Genomic DNA, 22122 nt, shown 5'->3' on the forward strand with positions numbered 1-22122 from the left:
GTGTATATTATGAAGAGAAAAAAGGGGGAGACACCATGCGAAAATTACATTTAATTTTTAGAAATGCAGACGGTAGCCGCAAAACACTAATTATTCACCATTGCCACCAAAACTTAAGTCCAGCGCTTGTCCGCTGGGCGATGAGTGAAATCATCGCCTTAAAGCTTTTTGTCCGCAACGGCGTGCAGCTGTACACGGAAATTATCGGGGCGAAATATGTTGAAAAGCGGATTACACCGCTATTTGATGATTTTAATCCCCGTCATGCCGCAAAACAGAAAATGCGCCAGCGACTTTTGAAAAAGTCGCCAGAGCCTCTGTCAGCTGAGAAAATTAGCCCGTCGTCGGAGGCTGAGTTAGAGCCAAAAAACGGTTGTTGCGAAGATCAATTAGCGGTCAAACCAAGTCAGCCGCAAGCAGTTAAATTTCCGACTAAACTAAAAGCCAACTATACTCAGCCGTTTTTCAAAAAACAGCTTGGTCTGTTTGGGGAGCAGTGCTGCCTGCTCCTTTCTGCTGGAAATCACAAGGCCGCCCCTCGTCCAAAGGCGTATTTAGCAAGAGCTCCTTAGACACGGCAAAGCCCTGAAATAATTTTATCAAAACCCTGATAAGGCTTTTTTAAGCTGCACAAAAACAGCCAAGCAGCGGTGCTTGGCTGATAAGATGGTTATTTAGATTCTTTATTTTTCTCGGCTTTTCTGCGTTTGCGGCGGCCAATGCCCACCACGCCCAACAGACCTAGCATGCTGGCACCAAGGCGTTGGTACCAAGCTGGATTGACTTCTGAAGTCTGCGGTAAAAGCTGATTGTTACTGCTGCCGGTATTTGGCAGCCCTGATGTGTTGGCAAGCCTATTGGCCGTTCGATTGCCACTGAAGTTAATGGTAATCGTACCGCCTGAGCCTGGTGTCCGATTGGTGTTGGCATCGCCGACACCCGAATTGACATTGGTTGGATTACCTGGATTTGTCGGATTGCCAGGATTTTGAGGGTCTTCTGGTTCCTCCGGTCCATTAGGATTTTCTGGCTCCAATACCGGTGGGTCAACCTCTGGTATTGGTTCTGGCTCGACTGGTTCGACGGTTTCGATTTCCTCAGGTTCCTGCGGCTCGGTGATAATAATTTCTTCTTCTTCCTCTTTAATCACGCCCTCGCCAGGGTCCTCAGGTGTATCAATCGGCGTCGGGTCAAATTCCGGTTTTTCGACGCCTTCAAAGGCCGGCGATTCCGTGAATTCTGGTGTCGGTTTGACAGGTTCTGGTACATCGGTGATAACTCCCTCAGGTTTTGCTGGCGTCGTGTTTTCGGTCGGGTCGCTAAGTTCTGGTGTGTATTCCGTCACGCCAGTGGTGACATCTAAGCTAGGCAGATCCACCGTAATCGACGTCGCCTCTTCAGTCGTAATCCCAACAAAGCTGATTGTTGTTAATGTTGGTAAGTCTTCAATAGTTGGCAAGGTGGTTGCCGTCACACCTGTTGCGGTCATCTCAGGTTCACTAAGGGAGATATCCAGCTCCGTCATTTCAATTGGGGCCAACGTAGATACCGTTAGCTCGTCTGGCAGTTCTGGTTCTGGAATCACTGCTTTAGGCGCTGCTAAACCAAAGGGGTCCAAAGGAAAGTCAGGTGTTAAGTTCGCTTCAGGGACAGAATCGAAACGCTCTATAGGTTGGTATTGTTTTGCTTCATATACTCCCTCCCCGAGGATATCATTAAGGGTCCAATTATTCGCTTTCATCCATTCAAATGGATCACCATCCCCATCTGTGTAACCAGCTCCTGAAATCCACTTGCCATCACCCTTTAGCCCAATCCAGAAGGCTCTTTGTATTTCCTCTGCATTACTTGCAGTATATTCTTCAAAAGCAGATAAAAATTCATTGGCTCTTGCAAAGACAGAACCAGCTGAAGTTTGCCAAAAAGTCCAAGTACCTGACTCAGGACGGACTTGAAGATCACAATTATCTAGTATTGGCTTCAACTCACTGTAAAATTCAGTTTTTTTCTCTATCCATTCACCCCTAACGCTAGTCATATGCGTTGCCCACTCGTTGATTCTGTCCTTTTGTGTAGCAGGATAGGCTACATATGTCTTTAACATATCTTTGAATTGTTCAAAGCTTGTAATGGTTGCATACTCATCCCCGACAAGTGAAAAATCTAACGGCAATTCCTTTTTATTCTCATCAAACTTAATAAATATAGCACTAATGTAAGCTCTCCATTCTGTATAATCCACATCATAAGATGGTCCGCCATCAAGGTTCCCATGCACATCCAATAGATACCAATTATTATACTCATCTAATAAATCCACATACAGTTCATAGACTTGCTGATAAGCTTTTAGATTGACAACATTGCGATCTGGATTAGTGTCAGCGTTATAGGTCTCAGCTTTATCAAAGAGGGCAGTGGCATCTTCAATAAACTTGCTAGCGTTGAAGCTAGTAGTTGCTGAGTTTGCTACGCCACTTTCTTTGTAATTATTAAGAGCTGCTGTATAGTCTGAAATACTACCAATATTGGCTTCAAAGATAACCTTACTAGTAACGACCTGAGCTGTATACTCCTTCCACCAATCTTCTATTTCTCCAGCTAATGCAGTATATTTTTTAGCGTCAGCCTCATTAACTGTTCCGGATGTCAAGACAGCTCCTTCTTTAATCGGATAGCGTGCGATTAACTCAGCTAAAGGTGCAAGAGCATCTTCTTGAATAGTGTTATGGGCTGCCTTCGCTTTATCAAAGGCTGCTTTGACTGTTAGATACTCTGCCATCGTTTGCCGTTGAGCATTGTACTCAGTTGCTGCTGTTTCCGCAGCTGGTTCTAAAGCTTTAACAGCATCGTATTTTTCTTTAGCAGCGGTAAAGGCAGCCTTGATAGCAGTTACGTCAGGGTCGTTTTTATACTTGTCAATCGCTTGGAGAGCTGCCTCGTGCAGCAATCCGGCATTTTCGAAATCCTCTTCGATTATGGTGTATTGCGCAGCCGCTTTTTCAAAGCGCTCTTTGATGCCATCTGTCTTGTTAAACTCAGTAGTCAATGTTGCTAATAAGCCAACTAACGTTGTTCTTTGTTGATCAAGCGAATCATAGAGTGCAAAGGCTTTGTCATATTCCCCGTCTGCAGCATCAAATTGATTTTTCAAGTTGCTATGCTGGGTCTTTAAGGATTCATAAAGACCTTGGACCTTAGCAAGATCAGCTCCGGCGATTTCCGCCTGCTCAGTTATGGCATCTCGAGCATCTTGGGCAACTTTGAGGAGTTCTTTGACTTCCTCAAACTGTGCGGAAACAACTGTAAAAGTTTCTGAATGCCGTTTTAATTTAGTCTCAAGGGCAGTTTTTTCCGAGCGAACAGTTTGCAATTGATTATTTAGGACCCCTAAGTCTGTGATCAACTGATTATAAGTGCCCTCTAAATTCGTCAAGTCAGCTGCCAAAGCCGTCTTTTTGATATTCAATTCATCGGCTTGTGCCTTGGCGATATTGTAGGCAGCCAGAGCTGCTGCATAATCGGCTTTCGCCTGCTGATAGGCGGCAGTGACTGCTTGATATTCGGCATCATTTTTAGGGATTTGCGCATCAACTTCCTCAAAGGCAATCAGTAAATCTAGGTACAGATCTTCAACCTGTTCTTTTTTAGAAGTCAAGAGTTCGACTTCCGCTAACAACCGCTCATGCTCTGCTTTGACAGTGGTGTATTGGTCGGCAGCTGCTTGATAATTTTTTTCCAATGTTTCATAGGTTGACTCAGCATAAAGCTTCTGCTCATTCAACTCATCATATTCTGTTTTCAGACTTTGATAGTTGCTTTCTAGAGTGCTGAAGGCGGTTTTTACTGCGTCGTAATTACTTTGCGTCGTCTTAAACTCAGTCAGCAGTTGATCATAAGCGGTTTTAACCGGCTGGTATTTTTCCATTGTCTGATTGTATAAGGCGACATTTTCACTGTAGGTTTGGTAAGCTGTTGCGTACTCGACACTGCCTTCAGCATATTGGTCCATCACTTTTTGGGCGCTATCTCGATTAGCCGCATAGGTGGCTAGTTCTCCTTCAAGTGCAGTCAACTGGCTTTCGTAGCTACGTTTATTTTCATCGTAGGTGCTTTTTGCTAAGTTATAGGCTTCAGTTTCCTGTTTATAAACGAGGACAGCTGCTTGATACTCTGCCGCTTTGGCTTCATAGGTTGGTAAAAGCTCATTCAGCTTAGTGGTGGTTTCTTTGTAAGTCGCCACCGTCGTTTCATAAGCTTCTTTGGCAGCTAGATAAGTATCCCGCAACTGATTATATTCGGTAACCTGCAGATTATGTTTAGCAATCTGGCTTTCTAAAGTTGCCAATTCACCTTCGTAAGCACGTAATTGTTCAAAATATTTTGACTTCAGCGCTGCCAATTCGGCATATTGGGCTTCATATTTTTCTTGAAGCGGCGTGTAAATAGCTAAACTCTCCGTATAAATTTGCGATAGACGATCAACCTCAGTGTTCAATCCACTCAAAGTTACTAAAGCTGCATTATAATCGGACAATGAGCTCTCAAATTCGGCTTTTTTACTGTTATAGCCAGTCAAGTCTTCGTTGTAAATAGTTTGCTTTTTCTCATAGTCGGCTAATAGATTGGTGTATTGCAGCACCAAGTCATCGTAGTTTTTCTGATCATTCTCATAGGCAAATTTAGCTGCATTATATTCAGCTAATTTTGCATCGTAGGCTGCCTTGGCATTTGTAAAGGTAGTTTGCAACTCACTGTCAATTGCCAACTCATCTTTGAGCTTATTGTACTCAGCTAAGGCATTTAAATAGAGCACTTCTTGATTAATAAAAGCTTGTTTTGCTTGATTGTAGGGTTCTACTAAAGCTTCGTATTTTTCTCGGGCAGCTATATATTCTGGTAAAACCTTCTGATATTCGGCGTTCACCGGATTAAATTGGTTCTCAAGAATAATGTTGTATGCTGCTAACGCCTCTTCATAAGCCTTTTTCAGTGGTGTATAAGTATCTTCAGCTGCTTTCAGTGTATCGAGCTGATTCTGATACTCAGTTTTAGCTTCATTCGCAGCTAGATACAACTCATTTTCTTCTAACTTGTTTGCTTCATAAGCTGCTTTTGCTTTTTCGTAAGTATCATATGCCTCTTTGTATTCGGTATAGGCTGCTGGCAATTCAGTTGCCGCTTGGGCCTCAGCAGCTAGTTCCTTTTGTTCCTTCTGTTCCGCTTGTGAAGTGGTGATGGCTAGGACATTGACTGGCGTCGTCAACCCCATTAAAACGGTACTTGAGTACAGCAACAACCGAAAATATTTATTCTTTTTCATCTCCTGTTCGCTCCTTTTTTAAGTTTGACAACGTCCTTTTTAGTAGAGCTTTTCTTTTGGCTTATTTAGAAGGTGGTGAATACCACATTTTCAACTATATAAGAGAGCGCTGTCATAATAATCTTGTTCATACTGTTTCTCTGCAATCTGGTCCTAATGATAGATAAAGCAATGGGTAGCTTGATTGTAAAAGTCGGCATGAAAACTTGGTTTTCTAAAGCCACTTTTTGGAATTAGTCATGTGTTTTATGTAGCAACACACTCAGTATTAGTACTAGGTCGCTCTGTCGATTGGTGGGCCAAAAGAAAAAGGCAGCGAATCTCGATACCAGAAAATCTGATGAGGGGATTGATTTGCTTGACATCTCATCTCACAGTACTCCTTTCGTGAAAATAGAAACAGGTTTTTTAGTAGACCAATTTAATAACTTTGCGAAAATATAAAATTCTGTCTATTTAGCTAGACATAGACCATTTTTGAAGTGCCATTCCTATTGTTGTGATAGCGTTTTCTTCAGGGTTTATCAAACTGGAAAACTTAACATTATATATAAAAAGTATAACATATTTTAGAAAAAATGATTAAAAAATTAATAAATATGAAAATATATTATATTTAAAGATTAAAAAGAAAACTTTTTTGTGAAAAGATATGAAATAATGGTTATTTTTAAAAATGCTGATTCTTTGTTTTATGCTAAGTTTTTTTGCTTGGGGTTATTACCTCAATGTTTTTTTATTTGGTGAAAAAATTTTTGCTAAATTAGTTTTTTTTAATGAAGTTTGAAAATAGAAAAAGAAAAAATATTGATGGGTAAATTTTTAGAAGAAAAGGGGAGATTAACCAATCTAATGCAGGCGAAAAATAACCCCACAGAGGATTGTCAGTTATTGCAGGCAATCTTCTGTGGGGTTTGTTGTAATGGTTGTTTAAGCTAAAGTTTTGAAAAACGCCGAGTTAGTTTGCAGCAAGTCCATCCTGCTCAGCAGCGTCTTCAGTTAAGATAGGGCAGTCGGGTGCGCAGTAGGCGGTTTTTTTCGGCTGATAAAAATTACCTTTCAGCATTTCAGCCTTTAATTCTTGGGAATCAAAAAATTGAATAGCCGCCATTTCAGCGTGACTGATGTGTTGTTCAACGGCTCGTTTCAAATAATCGGCCTCTTTAGCTTCAATCAGTTGGACGAGAATCTGATGTTCTTTGGTCGCAACTTTGCGGCGCTCCCGCGTATCAAAGGAGAAGCTGCGGAAATTGCGGAAGTAAGTATGTAAGTCTGATAAAATGCCAGTCAATGTCGTCATCTGGGCAATCTCATTGATACGCTGATTAAATTGATTGAGTTCCAAATTCAAAGCCTCGGTCTGGTTTTGGTCCTCCAACTCAATCATTTTTTGAACGGAGTGCTTTAAAAAAGCCAAATCAGCGGCGTCAGCTTTGCGGGCCACCTCGTCATAGAGCAGTACCTCTAATGATTTGCGAATTTTGTAAATTTCGTGAATTTTATCCAAGTTAACACTTTTGACAAAGGTACCGTAATCATAGACATGGTCCACCAAGTCTTCTTCAATCAAGCGATTCAGGGCTTTTCGAATCGGTGTACGGGAAATTGACAATTGTACCGCCAGGCTGTTTTCATTAATCCTTTCTCCCAAAGGAAAGGTGCCATCTAAAATCGCTTCTTTTAATCCTAAGTAGACGACTTCGGCAAGGGGCTTGCGCTGAGTGAAATCAATTTTTTCCAACAGTTTTTCTTCATATCCATATTTGTTCATCTTTGACCTCCGTTTACAGTAAGGACATTGGCTTCTTTATAATAACGACTTTAATATTCTTTTTCAAGAGACCTTCTGAGAAAATTCACAGGAGCCTAATTTATCCCTGCTGGAAAATATTTTACGATTTTTAAGAGTCGAATAGAAAAAAACAGAAAAAAAACAGGAAGCACAATTTTTGGACAGAAATCGCTTTCACAGAAAACTTGAAAGGTGCTATATTGAGGGTGCTTAAGCACTACATAAAAAATGGTGAGGAGTTTTTATATGGTTACATTTATGGCGTATGCACTGGTGGCGACTTTCCTAGTGCTGATTATGACCAAAAAATTAAGTCCCTTTGCGGCTTTGGCATCTGTTCCGTTGCTCTTTGGGATTGCCGGGCAATTGTTTGGACTCTGGGATGTTAATTTAGGGGAAGCAGCCTTGGAAGGGTTGAAAACAACCAGTACCACGGCAATTATGCTATTATTTGCAGTTTTATTCTTTACTCTAATGATTGATGCCGGTTTGTTTGATCCATTATCCAATGCGATGATTCGTTTTGCCAAAGGTGACCCCTTGAAGGTGATGATGGCAACGGTTATTCTGTCTGCTGGAGTTTCTCTAAATGGAGATGGCACCACGACGATGATTATCGTCTGCTCGGCCTTTGTCCCAATTTATAAAAAGCTGAAGATGAGTATGCTAGACTTGGCAGTTTTAACCATTCTTTCCCACTCGGTGTTGAATTTACTGCCGTGGGGCGGACCAACTGCCCGGGTTATTACCGTCTTGAACTTGAATGAGTCAGAAGTTTTACGTGGTTTGGTGCCGATGATGATTGCCGCCACCATCTACATGGTGGTAGTAGCTTATTTCATGGGTAAAAAAGAACGCAAACGTCTTGGCATCATGGACTTTACTGATGAAATGCTTTTAGAAATGACCACGATTACTGACCCTGAATTGCAAGCCATCCGTCGTCCTAAATTGTTGTGGATTAACTTTATTTTAACTGCTGCTGTTATTATCTTGTTGATTATGGGAACTATTCCTTCAGCAATTCTGTTTATTGTTGGTATGGCCTTAGGTTTGATTATCAACTATCCAAACTTAAAAGATCAGCGGGCGCGGATTGAAGCCAACTTGCCAGATGCTGGTCAAGTTTCAATGGTGGTTATCGCTGCCGGAATTTTTATGGGCGTTTTGTCAGGCACAGGCATGAACGATGCCATTGCCAATAGTTTAACGGCGGTTATTCCAAGCAGCATGGGTAGCTACTGGGGCTTGATTGTTGCTATTTTATCCGCACCAGGAACCTTCTTCTTGTCGAATGATGCCTTTTATTATGGCGTGTTACCCGTCTTGGCCGAATCCGGTGCGCAATACGGCTTCACACCATTACAGTTAGGTTTTGCTTCCTTGATGGGTCAAGCCTTCCACTTATTGAGCCCATTAGTACCATTTATTTACGTATTACTGAGAATGACAGACGTCGACATGGGGCAATGGCAAAAGAAAAGCGCCCTTTATGCCATCGGAATTTTCATCATTTACGTGGTGGTAGGAATTGTTTTCGGCTTGATGCCATTGTCAGTCTAGGTTTAACGAAGGAGAGAGACTATGAGTCAGACTTATTTAAAGCAGCTAAAAAATTACGGCGACTACTTTGATATTAAAGCAGCGGCCGCAGAATATGAGTTAGATATAAACACGTTACCTTATGCGATTCGAATTTTATTGGAAAATGTTTTGCGGAAATCCTCGACAGCTGATTTACCAAAAAATATTGAAAAAATTCGCAATTGGAAACAAAGTACCGGCGAAGATATCGCCTTCTACCCAGCACGGATTTTACTACAGGATTACACTGGTGTTCCCTGTGTAGTAGATATCGCTTCGATGCGGGATGCCGCAAAAGCAATGGGCCTAAATCCGCTAGATATTAATCCGGAAATTCCTGTAGATTTGGTCATTGATCACTCAGTTCAGGTTGACCAAGCAGGCTCACCGGCAGCGATGGCTTACAATATCAAAAAAGAATTTGAGCGTAACCATGAACGCTACGAATTGTTGAAATGGGCCCAAAAATCCTTTGATAATTTCCGGGCAATTCCACCGGATACTGGCATTATCCACCAAATTAATGTGGAATATTTATCGCCAGTAATTCAAGAATCAAAAGAGCATGTGTTGTATCCAGATAGTGTTTTTGGAACTGATTCCCATACAACGATGGTCAATTCTCTTGGTGTACTTGGCTGGGGTGTTGGCGGAATTGAAGCGGAGGCCTGCATGTTAGGCGAGGCCTCAATCTTCGGCATTCCAGAAGTGATTGGCGTTAAATTAGTTGGTCAATTGCCTTCTGGCGTTGTCGCAACTGATGTGGCTTTGCGGATTACCTCTTTGCTGAGAGAAAACAATGTAGTTGGCAAATTTGTGGAGTATTTTGGCGAAGGCTATCAAGCGTTGAGCCTCGCTGATCGTTCAACGATTTCCAACATGGCACCAGAATATGGCTCGACTTGCGGCTATTTCCCAATTGATGAGCAAACCTTAACTTATCTAGAGTTAACCAATCGAGAGGCTGATAAAATTGCGACAATTGAAGCTTATGCTAAAGCTAACGGCTTATTTTATACAGCGGCAACAGCAGCAGAAATCGACTATACGAAAGTGATTGAATTAGACTTAGCGACGATTTCGCCTAGCCTTTCCGGGCCAAAACGGCCGCAGGACTTAGTCTTATTGGAAGACTTAAACGAATCCTTTGAAAAAGCCGTTTCTGCGCCATTAGGCAACCATGGCTTCGGCGGCACAACGGCTGACTTAGATAAAGAATTTGCCTTTGAAATGGACCAAGCAGAAACCTTAAAGACTGGTGATGTCTTGATTGCGGCTATTACTAGCTGTACCAATACCTCAAATCCAGAAGTTCTAATTGGTGCTGGCCTGATTGCGAAAAAAGCTGTCGAACAGGGCTTGACGATTTCGCCAAAGGTAAAAACCTCCTTTGCTCCTGGCTCACAAGCGGTAACCCGCTACCTAGAAGAAGCTGGCTTGATGCCTTACTTGAATCAATTAGGCTTCAATATTATTGCTTATGGCTGTACAACTTGTATCGGGAATTCCGGTCCGTTAAATCCGGCCATTGAAAAAGCATTAGTCGATTCAGAAATGATTGCTGGCGCTGTTCTCAGCGGCAACCGCAACTTTGAAAGCCGGATTCATCCGCTGATTAAGGCTAATTATCTAGCATCCCCAATGTTAGTAATTGCGTATGCATTAGCTGGCAATTTACGGGTCAACTTGAATAAAGAGGCAATCGGCACAAACGAAGCCGGCGCTGATATCTTCTTAAAAGATATCTGGCCGACGACAGAAGAAATCAATGAGTTAACTAAAAAATATGTCACCTCTGATGTTTATCGGGAAGCGTATGAAGAAATTTTCTCAGGAACAGAAGAGTGGAATAAATTAGCCGTGACGGATTCAACCAATTTTAATTGGAATGAAGACTCCACCTATATTGCCAACCCGCCGTATTTTGATGAACAAGTGGCGGGGACAACTAAAACCCCAAGTCTAAAGAATATGCGGATTTTGGCAAACTTAGGTGATTCCATTACAACGGATCATATTTCACCAGCCGGGTCGATTGCATTAGGCACGCCAGCTGCCCAGTATTTAGAAGAGCATCACGTTGCGCCGAAGGATTTTAATTCTTACGGTTCTCGGCGGGGAAATCATCATGTGATGGCCCGGGGAACACTAGCAAATACTCGTTTGAATAATAGCTTAGCCGATGGCAAAATCGGCGGCTTTACAAAATTCTTCCCAACGGATAAAATTCTGCCAATTTTTGATGCTAGTCAACAATATGACCAAGCGAATACCGAGTTAGTTATTCTAGCTGGTAAGGATTACGGCATGGGCTCTTCACGAGATTGGGCTGCAAAAGGTGTGAAATTACTGGGAGTTAAAGCGGTTATTGCTGAATCATTTGAACGGATTCATCGCTCAAACTTGGTAATGATGGGCTTAGTGCCACTCCAATTTAAAACAGGGGAAAATGCGGCAACGCTTGGTTTAACGGGTGAGGAGATTCTCACGATTGACCTGCCAGATAATTTTGTACCGAAACAAGATGTCAGCGTGTCGGCAACAAAAGCTGACGGCACAGTTATCAGCTTCACGACTACATTGCGCTACGACACAGATGCTGAATTAGCCTATTATCAATTAGGCGGTATCTTAAATAAGGTCTTGCAGGACAAAGTTGCCGAGTTTAAGTAATAGGTTACCACCGTCATTTTGGTGACGGATAAGATAGTTAGCGGGGTTGTGCAGAAGTCAAAACAGAGGAAATGCCTGAAACACAAATCAGTAAAAACTGGTGCTGGCAGTCATCTGGAACAAGGCTTGTTGCACGACCTCATTTTTTAGTGAACGAGAGGCGTGACCTTAGAGGAGGAAGCATACAATGCAGCTTTTTGACAGTCATTTTCATATTATTGAACCAGGATTTCCAATCATTGAAAATAATGGTTTTTTGCCGGGTTTTTATTCAGTTGCCGATTATCAGACTGAATTAGCAGCTATTGGTTTAGAAGCTGTCGGCGGCGCAGTCGTCTCGGGTTCTTTTCAAGGCTTTGACCAGAGCTACCTAGAAGCCGTGTTAAAAAAATTTGGTCCGAACTTTGTCGGCATCACTCAATTGCCACCGGAAACCTCTGATGCAGAAATTCTCCGTTTGGATGCAGCGGGGGTCAAAGGGATTCGCTTTAATCTATACCGAGGAGCCGCAGCTGATTTAAAAACGATTGAAAAATTTTCCCGGCGAGTCCACGATTTGGTCAACTGGCGGACGGAATTTTATTTAAATTTAGATACAGTTTCGGCTGATTTAGAAGCAGTGATTTTAAACCTGCCGAAGGTTTCCATCGACCACTTAGGCATGGGGAAAGCCAACTCACAGCGTGTAGCTAAATTTTTAGCGGCTGATGTGGCGGTCAAAGTGACCGGCTTTGGACGGGTAGACTATTCCCGAGAAGAAATTGCCCGTCTGTTGCCACAATTATTTGCCGAAAATCCCGACCGTTTATTATTCGGCAGTGATTTGCCGGGGACCAGAGCCAGAGAGCGTTTTACCCTCAATGATATCAAACTGATTCAAGATCAGTTCTCAGTCGCCGATGCCAAAAAGATTCTACTGACAAACGGACAAAACTGGTATTTGTAGGAGAAAAGCCCACAACGAAAAACCCCTTAGCAATTTTGCTAAGGGGTTTTGTGGTGAAGGATTAGATAACTAAAACAGGTGTACCAACTGAAACTGATTCATACAAGGTTGCCATCACACTTGGTGGTGTATTGATACAGCCATGGGAACCGTTTGTTGTGTAACGGTCACCGCCGTAAGCACTTTGCCAGCTAGAATCATGAATCCCAACGCCCGTCCAATCAATTGGCATCCAATAGCTAACGGGTGTCTGATAATCTTCGCCGACTAAAGTCGCATTTCTTTCTTTGTTCCAGACGTAATTTACACCAGTCGGGGTCGCCATTGAAGGTCGACCACTGACGATATCCGTTTCTAAAACTAAAGCGCCGTCTTTGTAATACCACATATGTTGGTTCACTAAATCTACTTCGATATAAGTGTTGCCGACTAATGCATGGTCGGCAGTTGTCGCTCCGCTGGTAATCGGCGTGCGGGTGAAATCTTCACCGGCTAAAATCTGTTCCGTCAAAGCAGCGACTTCATCACCAGTTTGAATGGACCAGCTGTACGTACCGGCTGGCACCGACACCGTGCCCCGCAACGTGCTGGCGAAGCTAGTTGGGTTGGTACTCGTATTGTATTGTGTACCTAAATCAGTCACATAAGCCGTAACTTTATCATTATCCAAGCCGACTTGACCGTCAGCATACGTTAACCAATCGGCAATTGTTTCTGTTGGAATTTGGAAGCTGGTGCCGTTAATCGAATAAGTCGCACTGACTTGGGCAATCTTATTTAAGCTGGTTAATTGATTTTGTAAATCAGCATTGTCAGCAGTAATGGTTGGCTGCGTAATATAATTTTCCAATTCAATTGAAAAGCTGCCGTTGGCAATGGCCTCAGAAATCGCAGCCATTGCAGCTTCAGCATTGATGTTGTCACCTACAACAGCATCTTGGACACTAAAGCCAGTCTCATTTTTAACAATGGTCGCATCTTGGGTTGTCGTACGGCCTTCATTTAATGTATTGATTTCACTAGTGATTTCAGCCAAGGCTGTGTTCAAAGTTTCTTCATCTAATGAAAGGCTGTCAACCGTCAAATCGCTATCGGAAAATAGCGCTGTACCCCACGCCCAATTATTTTGATCTTGTAGATGGGCGCTGATTTGATTAATGGTATCAGCGGTCACACCTAAATCGGCGATAGGTAAAGTTTTCCATTCTTGGCCGTTATCGGTAATCGTAAAATTCTGACCATTGTAATAATTTGCTAAAGCTTCCTGAGCTTCATTGGCCGTCATTCCGCTAACGTCAATATTGTTAATCGAAGTCTGAGGTTCAAAGCGACTTGCGTAATAATTACTTCCAAAGGCATAACCACCGAGTAAAACAACAATAACAGCTGGAATTACAATTAAGAGAACTTTTTTCAAACGTCCCTTTTTACCTGCATTTCTAGCACTTCTGCTCATAAAAGCAACTCCTTATAGTTAGTCAAAAAAATGTCAATCGGTAATAATTGTAACATAAAAAGGCAGCTTTGTAGAGAACTTTATCTTGGACTAAAACGACCAGTCCTCCAAAGGAAAACTGGCCGTCAAAATAATACTGCTTATTCGTTGTCTAATTGGGCAAAGGCTTGGTCGATAACTTCTTTTAATTGGTCGGCTGAAGCCTTCATCCGATCTTTTTCTGCATCGGTTAAAGGAATTTCAATGACTTGCTTGATACCGGAACGGTTGACAACCGCCGGCGCACCGATAAAGATGCCTTCTTGATCATATTCGCCGTTTAAGTAGACGGACAATGGCAGGACAGAATTTTCATCGTCTAAAATCGCTTTGGTAATCCGGGCTAAAGCGACGGCGATGCCATAGAAGGTCGCACCTTTTTTCTCGATAATTGTATAGGCAGCATCCCGCACACCGAAGAAGAGGTTAACCATCGCTTCTTCATCGACATCTGGATTGTTTTTGATCCATTCGTAAATTTGCAGACCGGCCACGTTAGCATGAGACCAAACTGGGAATTCGGAATCCCCGTGTTCCCCTAAGATATAAGCATGGACGTTTCTGGCATCTACATCCACCAGTTCAGCAATCGCTTGACGGAAACGAGCTGAATCCAAGGAAGTACCTGAACCGATAACCCGTTCTTTTGGAAAGCCGGAGAATTTCCAAGTGGCATAAGTTAAGATGTCCACCGGGTTAGCGGCCACTAAAAAGATACCGGAAAATCCAGAATTGACAATTTCTGTCACGATGGCACGACTAATCTTTAAGTTTTTGCTCACTAAGTCTAAACGAGTTTCACCGGGTTTTTGCGGTGCACCAGCTGTTAAGACAACGATATCAGCGTCTTGGCAATCGCTATATTCAGCAGCGTAAATTTTCTTGGGGGAAGTGAAGGCCAAGGCATGAGATAAATCAATCGCATCCCCTTCAGTTTTTTCTTTAGCTATATCAATAATACCAATTTCTTGGGCAATGTTCTGATTGACTAGTGCGAAAGCGTAGCTGGAACCGACAGCCCCGTCGCCGACTAAAATTACTTTTTGATGATTTTTAATTGCTGAATCTGTCATGTTGATCATCCTTTCAAGTTGTATTTCACTACACATACTAACAGTATTTACGGCCCTTGTCACTTCAGACGCTCGCAAAAATAATACAGATTTATCAACTGTTTCTTTTGGAATTGTTTACATGTGTGGTTTTTCACGATTTCCAGCCTTTTGATATTTTTTGAAGAGTTGAAAAAAATGACGAACTAATAAAATAGCAGAATAATAAAGTTTTCTTAGAAGTTTCCAGTTGAAAATAGTTAGAATGAAAACTTGAGCAATATTTTCCATTTTTAAATGAAAATTATCGGAAAAAGGAATTGAAAAGAAAATTTTCAAGAAAATTATGTAACAGGATTAAAGAGCTGCATGAAAATAATTTGCTGTTAGAATGCCCTATGGGAAAGAAGGCTTGCGCCTGTATAACAACTAAAAATTTTAACGAAGTCTTAAAGTCTCAACAGGGTTTTCTTCAGCGGAGTATGCTATAATTTTGAAAGAAAAACTGGGTAGCGGTGAAGCTATCCAGTATTTTGTGTTGGAGCGGAGAAAAACCCGCTGATAATCTTCGAGGTGGAAAATGAAAATGATTGTAGGGCTGGGGAATCCCGGCAGTAAATATGAAAAGACCAAGCACAACGTCGGCTTTATGACCGTCGACCGTTTAGCAGATAAATATCAAGTGACATTTAAAGAAAACAGCTTTAAAGCTGAGGTCGGCAATTTTTTTCTTAATGGAGAAAAAATATATTTGGTGAAGCCCCAGACCTTTATGAATGAGTCCGGTAAAGCGGTGGTGCCGTTGATGAATTATTTTGGCATGTATCCAGAGGAGCTGCTGGTGATTTATGATGATTTAGATTTAGAAGTCGGTAAAATCCGTCTGCGACAAAAGGGCGGCGCCGGTGGACACAATGGTATCAAGAGTATTATTTCCCATTTAAATGACAATGTGTTTGATCGGATAAAAATCGGCATTGGTCGGCCAAAAGGACAGATGAGTGTTGTCAATCATGTTTTGAGCCCCTTTGACACAGATGACCTGCCTTTAATCGAAGGCGCCATTGACCAAGCGGTGGCCGCCAGCGAGTTTTACTTGGAACAAAATAATTTTATTGATACCATGAATAAATTTAATTAATAAAGAAGCTGTCCCCTCGCTCTGATAAGAAAAATTATCAGCCGGCAAAAATTACAGCTTTAAGAGGAGCACTAGCATGAATTTGGTTGAATTAATCAGTCGCAGTCCTTTGTTACAGGAGTGGACTGGGCTGTTGTCGAAAAAAAATAATCGCGAGCTGCTGACAGGCCTTTCCAGCAGCGCTAAAATGCTGGCCTTTGTAGCCGCCTATCAAAAAATGCAGCGGAGCATTGTAGTCGTCACTCCAAATTTGTATTACGCCAATCAATTAATGGAGGACTTATTGAATGTGCTGCCGGAAAATGAAGTTCATATTTTCCCGGTGGACGAAGTCATGTCGGCGGAAATGGCCTTTGCCTCTCCGGAAGCCAAAGCCAATCGAGTGATTACCTTAAATGCTTTAGCAGCGGGGGGACGGGGCATCTACATCGTCCCAGTGGCTGCTTTACGCAAGCAGCTGCCAGAAAAAGACACCTGGCAGGCCGCCCATTTAAATTGGCAGGTCGGCACTGAAATCGACTTTGATAACTTGCCCCAACAATTAGTGCTAATGGGCTATGAGCGCCAAGAAATGGTAGGCCGCCCTGGCGAATTTAGTATTCGTGGCAGCATTATTGATATTTATCCCCTTGATACAGCTTATCCAGTGCGGGGGGAATTATTTGACGTGGAGCTGGATTCCCTGCGCTTTTTTGATGCCGATACCCAGCGTTCGGTGGAAACGCTGGAAACAATCACCATCAGCCCCACCTCTGAGCTGGTTTTTTCGGAGGAAAATCTCAAGGCAGGTGTCACTAGTTTACAAGTAGCTTTGGAAAAAAGGCTGGCCGTCACCAAAGAAAAAGTTGACCAAAACTTTTTAACCGATTATTTCGGTCAGCTGATTGCTTCATGGGAGCAAGGAATTCCCGGCGAGCAGGCCAATTATTATCCCTCGTTTCTCTATCAAGAGGCAACGACTTTACTGGATTATGTGGCAGAGGGCAGCCTACTTTTTGTCGATGACTTTTCTCGGGTCATGGAAACCAATCGGGAAATTGAACGGGAAGCAGCAGAGTGGCAGACACTGAAAATTGAAGAGCTGCGAATTTTTCCTGAGCAGAGTTTTGGCGGCGATGTCCATCAGCTATTGACGAAATCAACGCTGAACACCAGCTTTTTCTCTCTCTTTCAAAAGGGCATGGGCAATCTGCGCTTTCAAGGAATTTATAATTTCCAATACCGCAGTATGCAGCAATTTTTCGGACAAATGCCCCTCTTAAAAGTCGAAATCGACCGCTGGCAAAAACAGCAGCAGACCGTAGTGATTTTACTACCCTCCAGTGAGCGACTGAAAAAAATGGAGGAGATGCTGCGGGACTTTGATGTCACCAGCGTAGTCACCAGGCCAGAGGAGCTGATTGAAGGCAAGCTGCAATTAGTCGCCGGCAATCTTCAGACCGGCTTTGAGCTGTTGCAGGAAAAGCTCGTCGTCATTACGGAAACGGAAATTTTCCAGAAGGCGACTAAAAAACGGGCAAAGCGTCAGACGATTTCAAATGCAGAACGTCTGAAAAGCTATAACGAGTTAAAAACCGGCGATTATGTCGTGCATGCCAATCACGGGATTGGGAAATATATCGGCATGGAAACCTTAGAAGTCGATGGGGTCCATCAAGACTATATGACGATTCTTTATCAAAATGATGATAAAATTTTTATTCCCGTCACCCAGCTGAACCTGATTCAAAAATATGTTGCCTCTGAAGGTAAGAGTCCACGGATTAATAAACTCGGTGGCAGCGAATGGACCAAAACAAAACGGAAAATTGCCGCTAAGGTCGAGGACATTGCCGATGATTTAATTCAGCTCTATGCCGCTAGAGAAGCGGAAAAAGGGTTCGCCTTTGGGCCCGATGACCAGTATCAAAAGGAGTTCGAGGATGCCTTTCCTTACTCAGAAACCGATGACCAGCTGCGGAGTGCCGCTGAAATCAAGCACGATATGGAGCGGGAACGACCGATGGACCGTCTTTTGGTCGGCGATGTCGGCTTCGGTAAAACGGAAGTCGCCTTGCGGGCAGCCTTTAAGGCAATCAAAGAAAGTAAACAAGTCGCCTTTTTAGTACCAACAACGATTTTGGCTCAGCAGCATTATGAAACAATGCTGGAACGCTTTGAAGGCTTTCCGGTAAATGTTGGGCTTTTAAGTCGCTTTAGAACGAAAAAACAACAAAACGAAACCTTGGAACAGTTGAAACAAGGCAAAATTGATATTGTTGTCGGCACCCATCGGATTTTATCGAAGGATATTACCTTTAGTGACTTAGGTCTGTTAATCATTGATGAAGAACAGCGCTTTGGTGTTAAACACAAAGAGCGCTTGAAACAATTGCGCTCACAAGTCGATGTGCTGACCTTGACGGCGACACCAATCCCACGGACTTTGCACATGTCAATGCTAGGAGTGCGGGATTTATCGGTGATTGAAACACCGCCGGAAAATCGTTATCCGATTCAAACCTATGTCATGGAAAAAAATCCCGGTGCCATTCGTGAGGCAATTGAGCGGGAATTAGCCCGAGACGGTCAGATTTTCTACTTATATAATCGCGTCGATACTATTGAACAAAAGGTAGAAGAGCTGCAGGCTTTAGTTCCAGAAGCCAATATTGCCTTTGCCCACGGCCAGATGACTGAGGTGCAGCTGGAAAACACCCTCTTTGATTTTATTGAGGGGCAGTATGATATTTTAGTCACCACGACGATTATTGAAACCGGCGTGGACATTCCCAACGTCAACACCCTTTTTGTGGAAAATGCCGACTATATGGGGCTGTCGACCCTCTATCAATTGCGGGGGCGCGTTGGTCGGAGCAATCGGGTGGCTTACGCCTACTTTATGTATGAGCAACAAAAGATTTTAAATGAGGTCAGTGAAAAACGACTGCAGGCGATTAAGGATTTCACTGAGCTGGGTTCTGGCTTTAAAATTGCCATGAGGGATTTATCGATTCGGGGTGCCGGTAATATTTTAGGTTCTCAGCAGCACGGCTTTATCGATGCCGTCGGGTTTGATATGTACTCACAAATGCTTTCTGAAGCGGTAGCCCGCAAACAGGGTAAAAATGCCCAAATTCAGCGGACCTCTGTCGAGATTGATTTGGGCATTGATGCCTATATTCCGGCTGAATACATTGAAGATGAACGCCAAAAAATCGAAATTTACAAACGAATTCGAGAACTGGAAAATCAAGAAATGTTGGAGGAGCTGGAGGCAGACCTCTTAGACCGCTTTGGCGAATTTCCAGATGAGGTCGCCTATCTTTTGGCAATCGGTCAATTGAAGATGGACGGCGACCGGGCTTTATTGGAGACCATCCGCAAACAGCAGATGACCGTCCAAGTTGTTTTGAGCAAAGTCGGCACCAAGCGCTTTTCTGTGGAGCAGATTTTTGAAGCCTTAGCCGCTACGAAAATGAAGGCGACTTTAGGAATTGAAAAAGAACAAATGGTCATCAAGCTGACCATCGGTAAAAACATGTCACAGCCGGAACTCTTGCAGGAGCTAAGCAGCTTTGTCAAAGGGCTGCGGCAGTTAAAGAGTACCGAAGAATTAACAACAGTTGAATGAGAATAGCTAAAGGAAGAAAAATCTCAGCTGCAATTCAGCTAGAGTAAAGTAAATCACTAGCCAATTTAGGTAAGGAAAAAAATACTAGAAGCAGACAAGGAGGGTAGCCATGGCCAGAGAGATGCAATCGATTATGAAGGGGGCAGCGATTTTGACCATCGCTTCCTTCATTGCTAAGTTGTTGAGTGCGGTTTATCGGGTGCCCTTTCAAAATCTGGTTGGGGACGAAGGCTTTTACGTCTATCAGCAGATTTACCCGATTTATGGAATTGCCATGACGCTGGCCTTGAGTGGTCTGCCGCAATTTGTTTCAAAGTATGTGGCGGCTCAAAATAGTTTAGCCGAAGAAAAACAGGCGATGCAGCGGCTAATGCCGCTGCTGTCAGCCCTGAGCATTGGCTTGTGGGGGCTGACCTTGTTTGGCAGTGGCTGGATTGCCAGCTTAATGGGGGATAGAAGTCTTCAGCCTTTGCTGCAAGTAGTGTCCTTCACCTTTTTATTGATGCCCGGCTCATCTTATTACCGCGGCTATTTTCAGGGCCGCCTGCAGATGATTCCAACGGCGATTTCGCAAGTCTTGGAGCAGCTGGTCAGAGTTGGGATTATTATTGTCGCGGCCTTATTTTTCTATTACTTAGGCTGGGATGTTTACCAGACCGGCACATTGGCCATGGCCGGTTCCGTTGCCGGTGGCTTATTGGCCTATGCTGTCTTGTATTATTATGACGGCAAAATTAATGGCCACGGCCTGTCAACGCGGGATATTTCCCTGCGGAGCTGGCCAGACAAAGCCCTGCTGCGGCGCTTTATCATTGAAGGCGGCTTGGTGTCAATTTACAGCGGTTTTTTGATTTTATTTCAGCTGGTGGATTCCTTTTTTGTCAAAAATTACCTGGTGGTGGCGGGGCTCAGTGAAGAAGCCGCTAAGATTGCCAAGGGGGTGTATGATCGGGGTCAGCCACTGGTGCAATTGGGTCTGGTAGTGGCCACGGCCTTGAGTGCGACTTTTTTGCCGCCTCTGACCAAGAGCTTTTTAACCCGCAATCAGCAGCAGTTTCAAAAAAATGCCACAATTTATCTGCGGCTGACCGCTAGTTTGGCTTTGGCGGCGACCTTAGGATTAGTGCTGTTGGCACCGTTTATCAACTACGCCCTCTTTAAAGATTTGGTCGGCAATCCAACCTTGATTGTCTTTGTCTTGGCAGTGGGGCTGATGGCTTTGATTCAGACGTATCAAAGTATCACCCAAAGTCAAAATATTTTCCGCAAACCACTGCGGGGGGCGCTTTTGGGATTTTTTACGAAACTTTTGACAACCGGCCTCTTAACCTATACTCTTGGTACTGTAGGAGCCAGTCTATCGACAATTTTAGGCCTCTTGGTGACATTGGTCTACCTGATTCGACTGCTGCCGCCAGAAATCAATCAGTTTTGGCGCAAACAGCAGTTTAATCGTAAATTGTACCGCTGCTTGGCGGTGATGACAGCGGTCATTTTCATTCTGTATGGCGTGATTTTAGTCAGCGGCTTATACACTCACCGAAGTCAGGCTCTTTGGTGGTCACTGACAGGGGTAGCCCTTGGCGCCAGTGCTTTTGTGATTACGGCAATCCGAGTTCGGTTATTTACCATTCGGGAATGGCTGATGTTTCCTTTCGGGGAAAAAATATTAAGATTTGTTCAAAGAAGGGAGAAAAAATAAATGCGTTTAGATAAATTTTTAAAAATTTCGAGAATTATTAAAAGACGGTCGGTGGCCAAAGAAGTTGCCGACAAAGGTCGGATTCAAATCAACGGCAAGCTGGCGAAATCCTCCAGTGACGTTAAGGTTGGCGATGAATTAAAGGTTCAATTTGGTAATAAAATTTTGGCTGTAAAAATTACTGAACTGCATGAATCCACTAAAAAGGAAGATGCAGCGAAAATGTATACGATTTTATCAGAAGAACGGGTCAATTCCTCAGAGAATTAGGTTAGACAAGGTTCTGAGATGTTGGTATAATAAAACGAACTTAGAAAGGCTGAGGGGATTATCTTGAGTAAAGACGATAAAATTACAAAACTCACCAATGACTATACAAAAGAACAATACGCACAATTTCAAAAACAGCGTCGCCAAGTCGTTTTTAAGCGCCGCCGCTTATTTTTCATCTGTCTAGTGGCCATTGGCGTCTTTGCCTTTATGGGTTATAACGTTTACGGTAATTATCAGAAGTTGGCGAATTTAGAAGATATCAAGTCTGAAGCTGAAGTTGAAGCCCAAGCCGCTACGGATAAAGTAGCGGATTTGCAGACGGATGTTGGTCTGTTGCAAGACGACCAATACGTGCTGAAATTAGCCCGCGACCGACTTTTTTACTCAAGGGAAGGCGAATCGGTCTATGTACTACCTAGCGGAACTACCGAATCTAGTAATAGTGCAACAGATAGCAGTCAAAGCACTGAGGATTCCACTACAAGTGCGAGTGACGACAGCGCCGCTCAGTAAAAGCAATAATTAATT

At 43.1% G+C, this 22122-nt stretch carries 13 protein-coding genes; 9 read left to right on the forward strand and 4 right to left on the reverse strand.

Annotated features, from left to right (window positions below; translation table 11 throughout):
- Positions 1–35 precede the first annotated feature (35 nt).
- Positions 36–572, forward strand: a complete 537-nt coding sequence (locus ORH16_RS15770; RefSeq protein ID WP_265459820.1) for a DUF2922 domain-containing protein — start codon at positions 36–38, stop codon at positions 570–572.
- Positions 573–670: 98 nt separating this feature from the next.
- Here ORH16_RS15770 and ORH16_RS15775 read toward each other — a convergent pair whose 3' ends face one another.
- Together ORH16_RS15775 and ORH16_RS15780 are read right to left on the reverse strand one after the other, a co-directional pair.
- Entirely contained in the window at positions 671–5323 is a 4653-nt protein-coding gene (locus tag ORH16_RS15775; RefSeq protein ID WP_265459821.1) for a hypothetical protein, read from the reverse strand.
- Positions 5324–6281: 958 nt separating this feature from the next.
- Positions 6282–7094 carry a GntR family transcriptional regulator gene (locus ORH16_RS15780; protein WP_265459823.1) on the reverse strand — a complete coding sequence of 271 codons (813 nt, stop codon included), beginning with the start codon at positions 7092–7094 and terminating at the stop codon, positions 6282–6284.
- Between the two features lie 267 nt (positions 7095–7361).
- Here ORH16_RS15780 and ORH16_RS15785 point away from each other — a divergent pair, with 267 nt between their 5' ends.
- From ORH16_RS15785 to ORH16_RS15795, 3 genes are all read left to right on the forward strand, one after another.
- Complete coding sequence (locus ORH16_RS15785; RefSeq protein WP_265459824.1) at positions 7362–8678, forward strand: CitMHS family transporter; 1317 nt, start codon at positions 7362–7364, stop codon at positions 8676–8678.
- 21 nt (positions 8679–8699) lie between these two features.
- A complete protein-coding gene (gene acnA / locus ORH16_RS15790) occupies positions 8700–11372 on the forward strand; it encodes an aconitate hydratase AcnA (RefSeq protein ID WP_265459825.1) in 2673 nt (890 codons plus the stop codon).
- A gap of 187 nt (positions 11373–11559) precedes the next feature.
- Positions 11560–12318 carry an amidohydrolase family protein gene (locus ORH16_RS15795; protein ID WP_265459826.1) on the forward strand — a complete coding sequence of 253 codons (759 nt, stop codon included), beginning with the start codon at positions 11560–11562 and terminating at the stop codon, positions 12316–12318.
- 61 nt (positions 12319–12379) lie between these two features.
- On the opposite strand, the gene ORH16_RS15800 is transcribed toward ORH16_RS15795, so the two are convergent.
- Entirely contained in the window at positions 12380–13774 is a 1395-nt protein-coding gene (locus ORH16_RS15800; protein WP_265459827.1) for a L,D-transpeptidase family protein, read from the reverse strand.
- A 140-nt stretch (positions 13775–13914) separates the two neighbouring features.
- The gene (locus ORH16_RS15805) at positions 13915–14886 is read right to left on the reverse strand and encodes an L-lactate dehydrogenase (RefSeq protein ID WP_265459828.1); all 972 of its coding nucleotides are present in this window, start codon (positions 14884–14886) and stop codon (positions 13915–13917) included.
- 559 nt (positions 14887–15445) lie between these two features.
- Between ORH16_RS15805 and pth the strand changes: the two genes are divergently transcribed.
- From pth to ORH16_RS15830, 5 genes are all read left to right on the forward strand, one after another.
- Positions 15446–16006 (forward strand): aminoacyl-tRNA hydrolase, encoded by a 561-nt coding sequence (pth, locus tag ORH16_RS15810; protein ID WP_265459829.1) that lies wholly within the window; start codon positions 15446–15448, stop codon positions 16004–16006.
- A 76-nt stretch (positions 16007–16082) separates the two neighbouring features.
- Positions 16083–19619 (forward strand): transcription-repair coupling factor, encoded by a 3537-nt coding sequence (gene mfd, locus ORH16_RS15815; protein WP_265459830.1) that lies wholly within the window; start codon positions 16083–16085, stop codon positions 19617–19619.
- Positions 19620–19752: 133 nt separating this feature from the next.
- Positions 19753–21321 carry a putative polysaccharide biosynthesis protein gene (locus ORH16_RS15820; RefSeq protein ID WP_265459866.1) on the forward strand — a complete coding sequence of 523 codons (1569 nt, stop codon included), beginning with the start codon at positions 19753–19755 and terminating at the stop codon, positions 21319–21321.
- The gene (locus ORH16_RS15825) at positions 21322–21591 is read left to right on the forward strand and encodes an RNA-binding S4 domain-containing protein (protein WP_265459831.1); all 270 of its coding nucleotides are present in this window, start codon (positions 21322–21324) and stop codon (positions 21589–21591) included.
- Positions 21592–21654: 63 nt separating this feature from the next.
- Positions 21655–22107: an FtsB family cell division protein gene (locus ORH16_RS15830; RefSeq protein ID WP_265459832.1), complete on the forward strand. Its 453-nt coding sequence runs from the start codon at positions 21655–21657 to the stop codon at positions 22105–22107.
- Positions 22108–22122: the final 15 nt, after the last annotated feature.

This window comes from Enterococcus sp. HY326 (assembly GCF_026157065.1).
Classification (GTDB): domain Bacteria; phylum Bacillota; class Bacilli; order Lactobacillales; family Enterococcaceae; genus HY326.

Excerpts from the sequence above, each read along its gene's own strand:
- ORH16_RS15770 (WP_265459820.1), top strand. The coding sequence starts at position 36 with ATGCGAAAATTACATTTAATTTTTAGAAATGCAGACGGTAGCCGCAAA.
- ORH16_RS15775 (WP_265459821.1), bottom strand. The coding sequence starts at position 5,323 with ATGAAAAAGAATAAATATTTTCGGTTGTTGCTGTACTCAAGTACCGTT.
- ORH16_RS15780 (WP_265459823.1), bottom strand. The coding sequence starts at position 7,094 with ATGAACAAATATGGATATGAAGAAAAACTGTTGGAAAAAATTGATTTC.
- ORH16_RS15785 (WP_265459824.1), top strand. The coding sequence starts at position 7,362 with ATGGTTACATTTATGGCGTATGCACTGGTGGCGACTTTCCTAGTGCTG.
- acnA (WP_265459825.1), top strand. The coding sequence starts at position 8,700 with ATGAGTCAGACTTATTTAAAGCAGCTAAAAAATTACGGCGACTACTTT.
- ORH16_RS15795 (WP_265459826.1), top strand. The coding sequence starts at position 11,560 with ATGCAGCTTTTTGACAGTCATTTTCATATTATTGAACCAGGATTTCCA.
- ORH16_RS15800 (WP_265459827.1), bottom strand. The coding sequence starts at position 13,774 with ATGAGCAGAAGTGCTAGAAATGCAGGTAAAAAGGGACGTTTGAAAAAA.
- ORH16_RS15805 (WP_265459828.1), bottom strand. The coding sequence starts at position 14,886 with ATGACAGATTCAGCAATTAAAAATCATCAAAAAGTAATTTTAGTCGGC.
- pth (WP_265459829.1), top strand. The coding sequence starts at position 15,446 with ATGAAAATGATTGTAGGGCTGGGGAATCCCGGCAGTAAATATGAAAAG.
- mfd (WP_265459830.1), top strand. The coding sequence starts at position 16,083 with ATGAATTTGGTTGAATTAATCAGTCGCAGTCCTTTGTTACAGGAGTGG.
- ORH16_RS15820 (WP_265459866.1), top strand. The coding sequence starts at position 19,753 with ATGAAGGGGGCAGCGATTTTGACCATCGCTTCCTTCATTGCTAAGTTG.
- ORH16_RS15825 (WP_265459831.1), top strand. The coding sequence starts at position 21,322 with ATGCGTTTAGATAAATTTTTAAAAATTTCGAGAATTATTAAAAGACGG.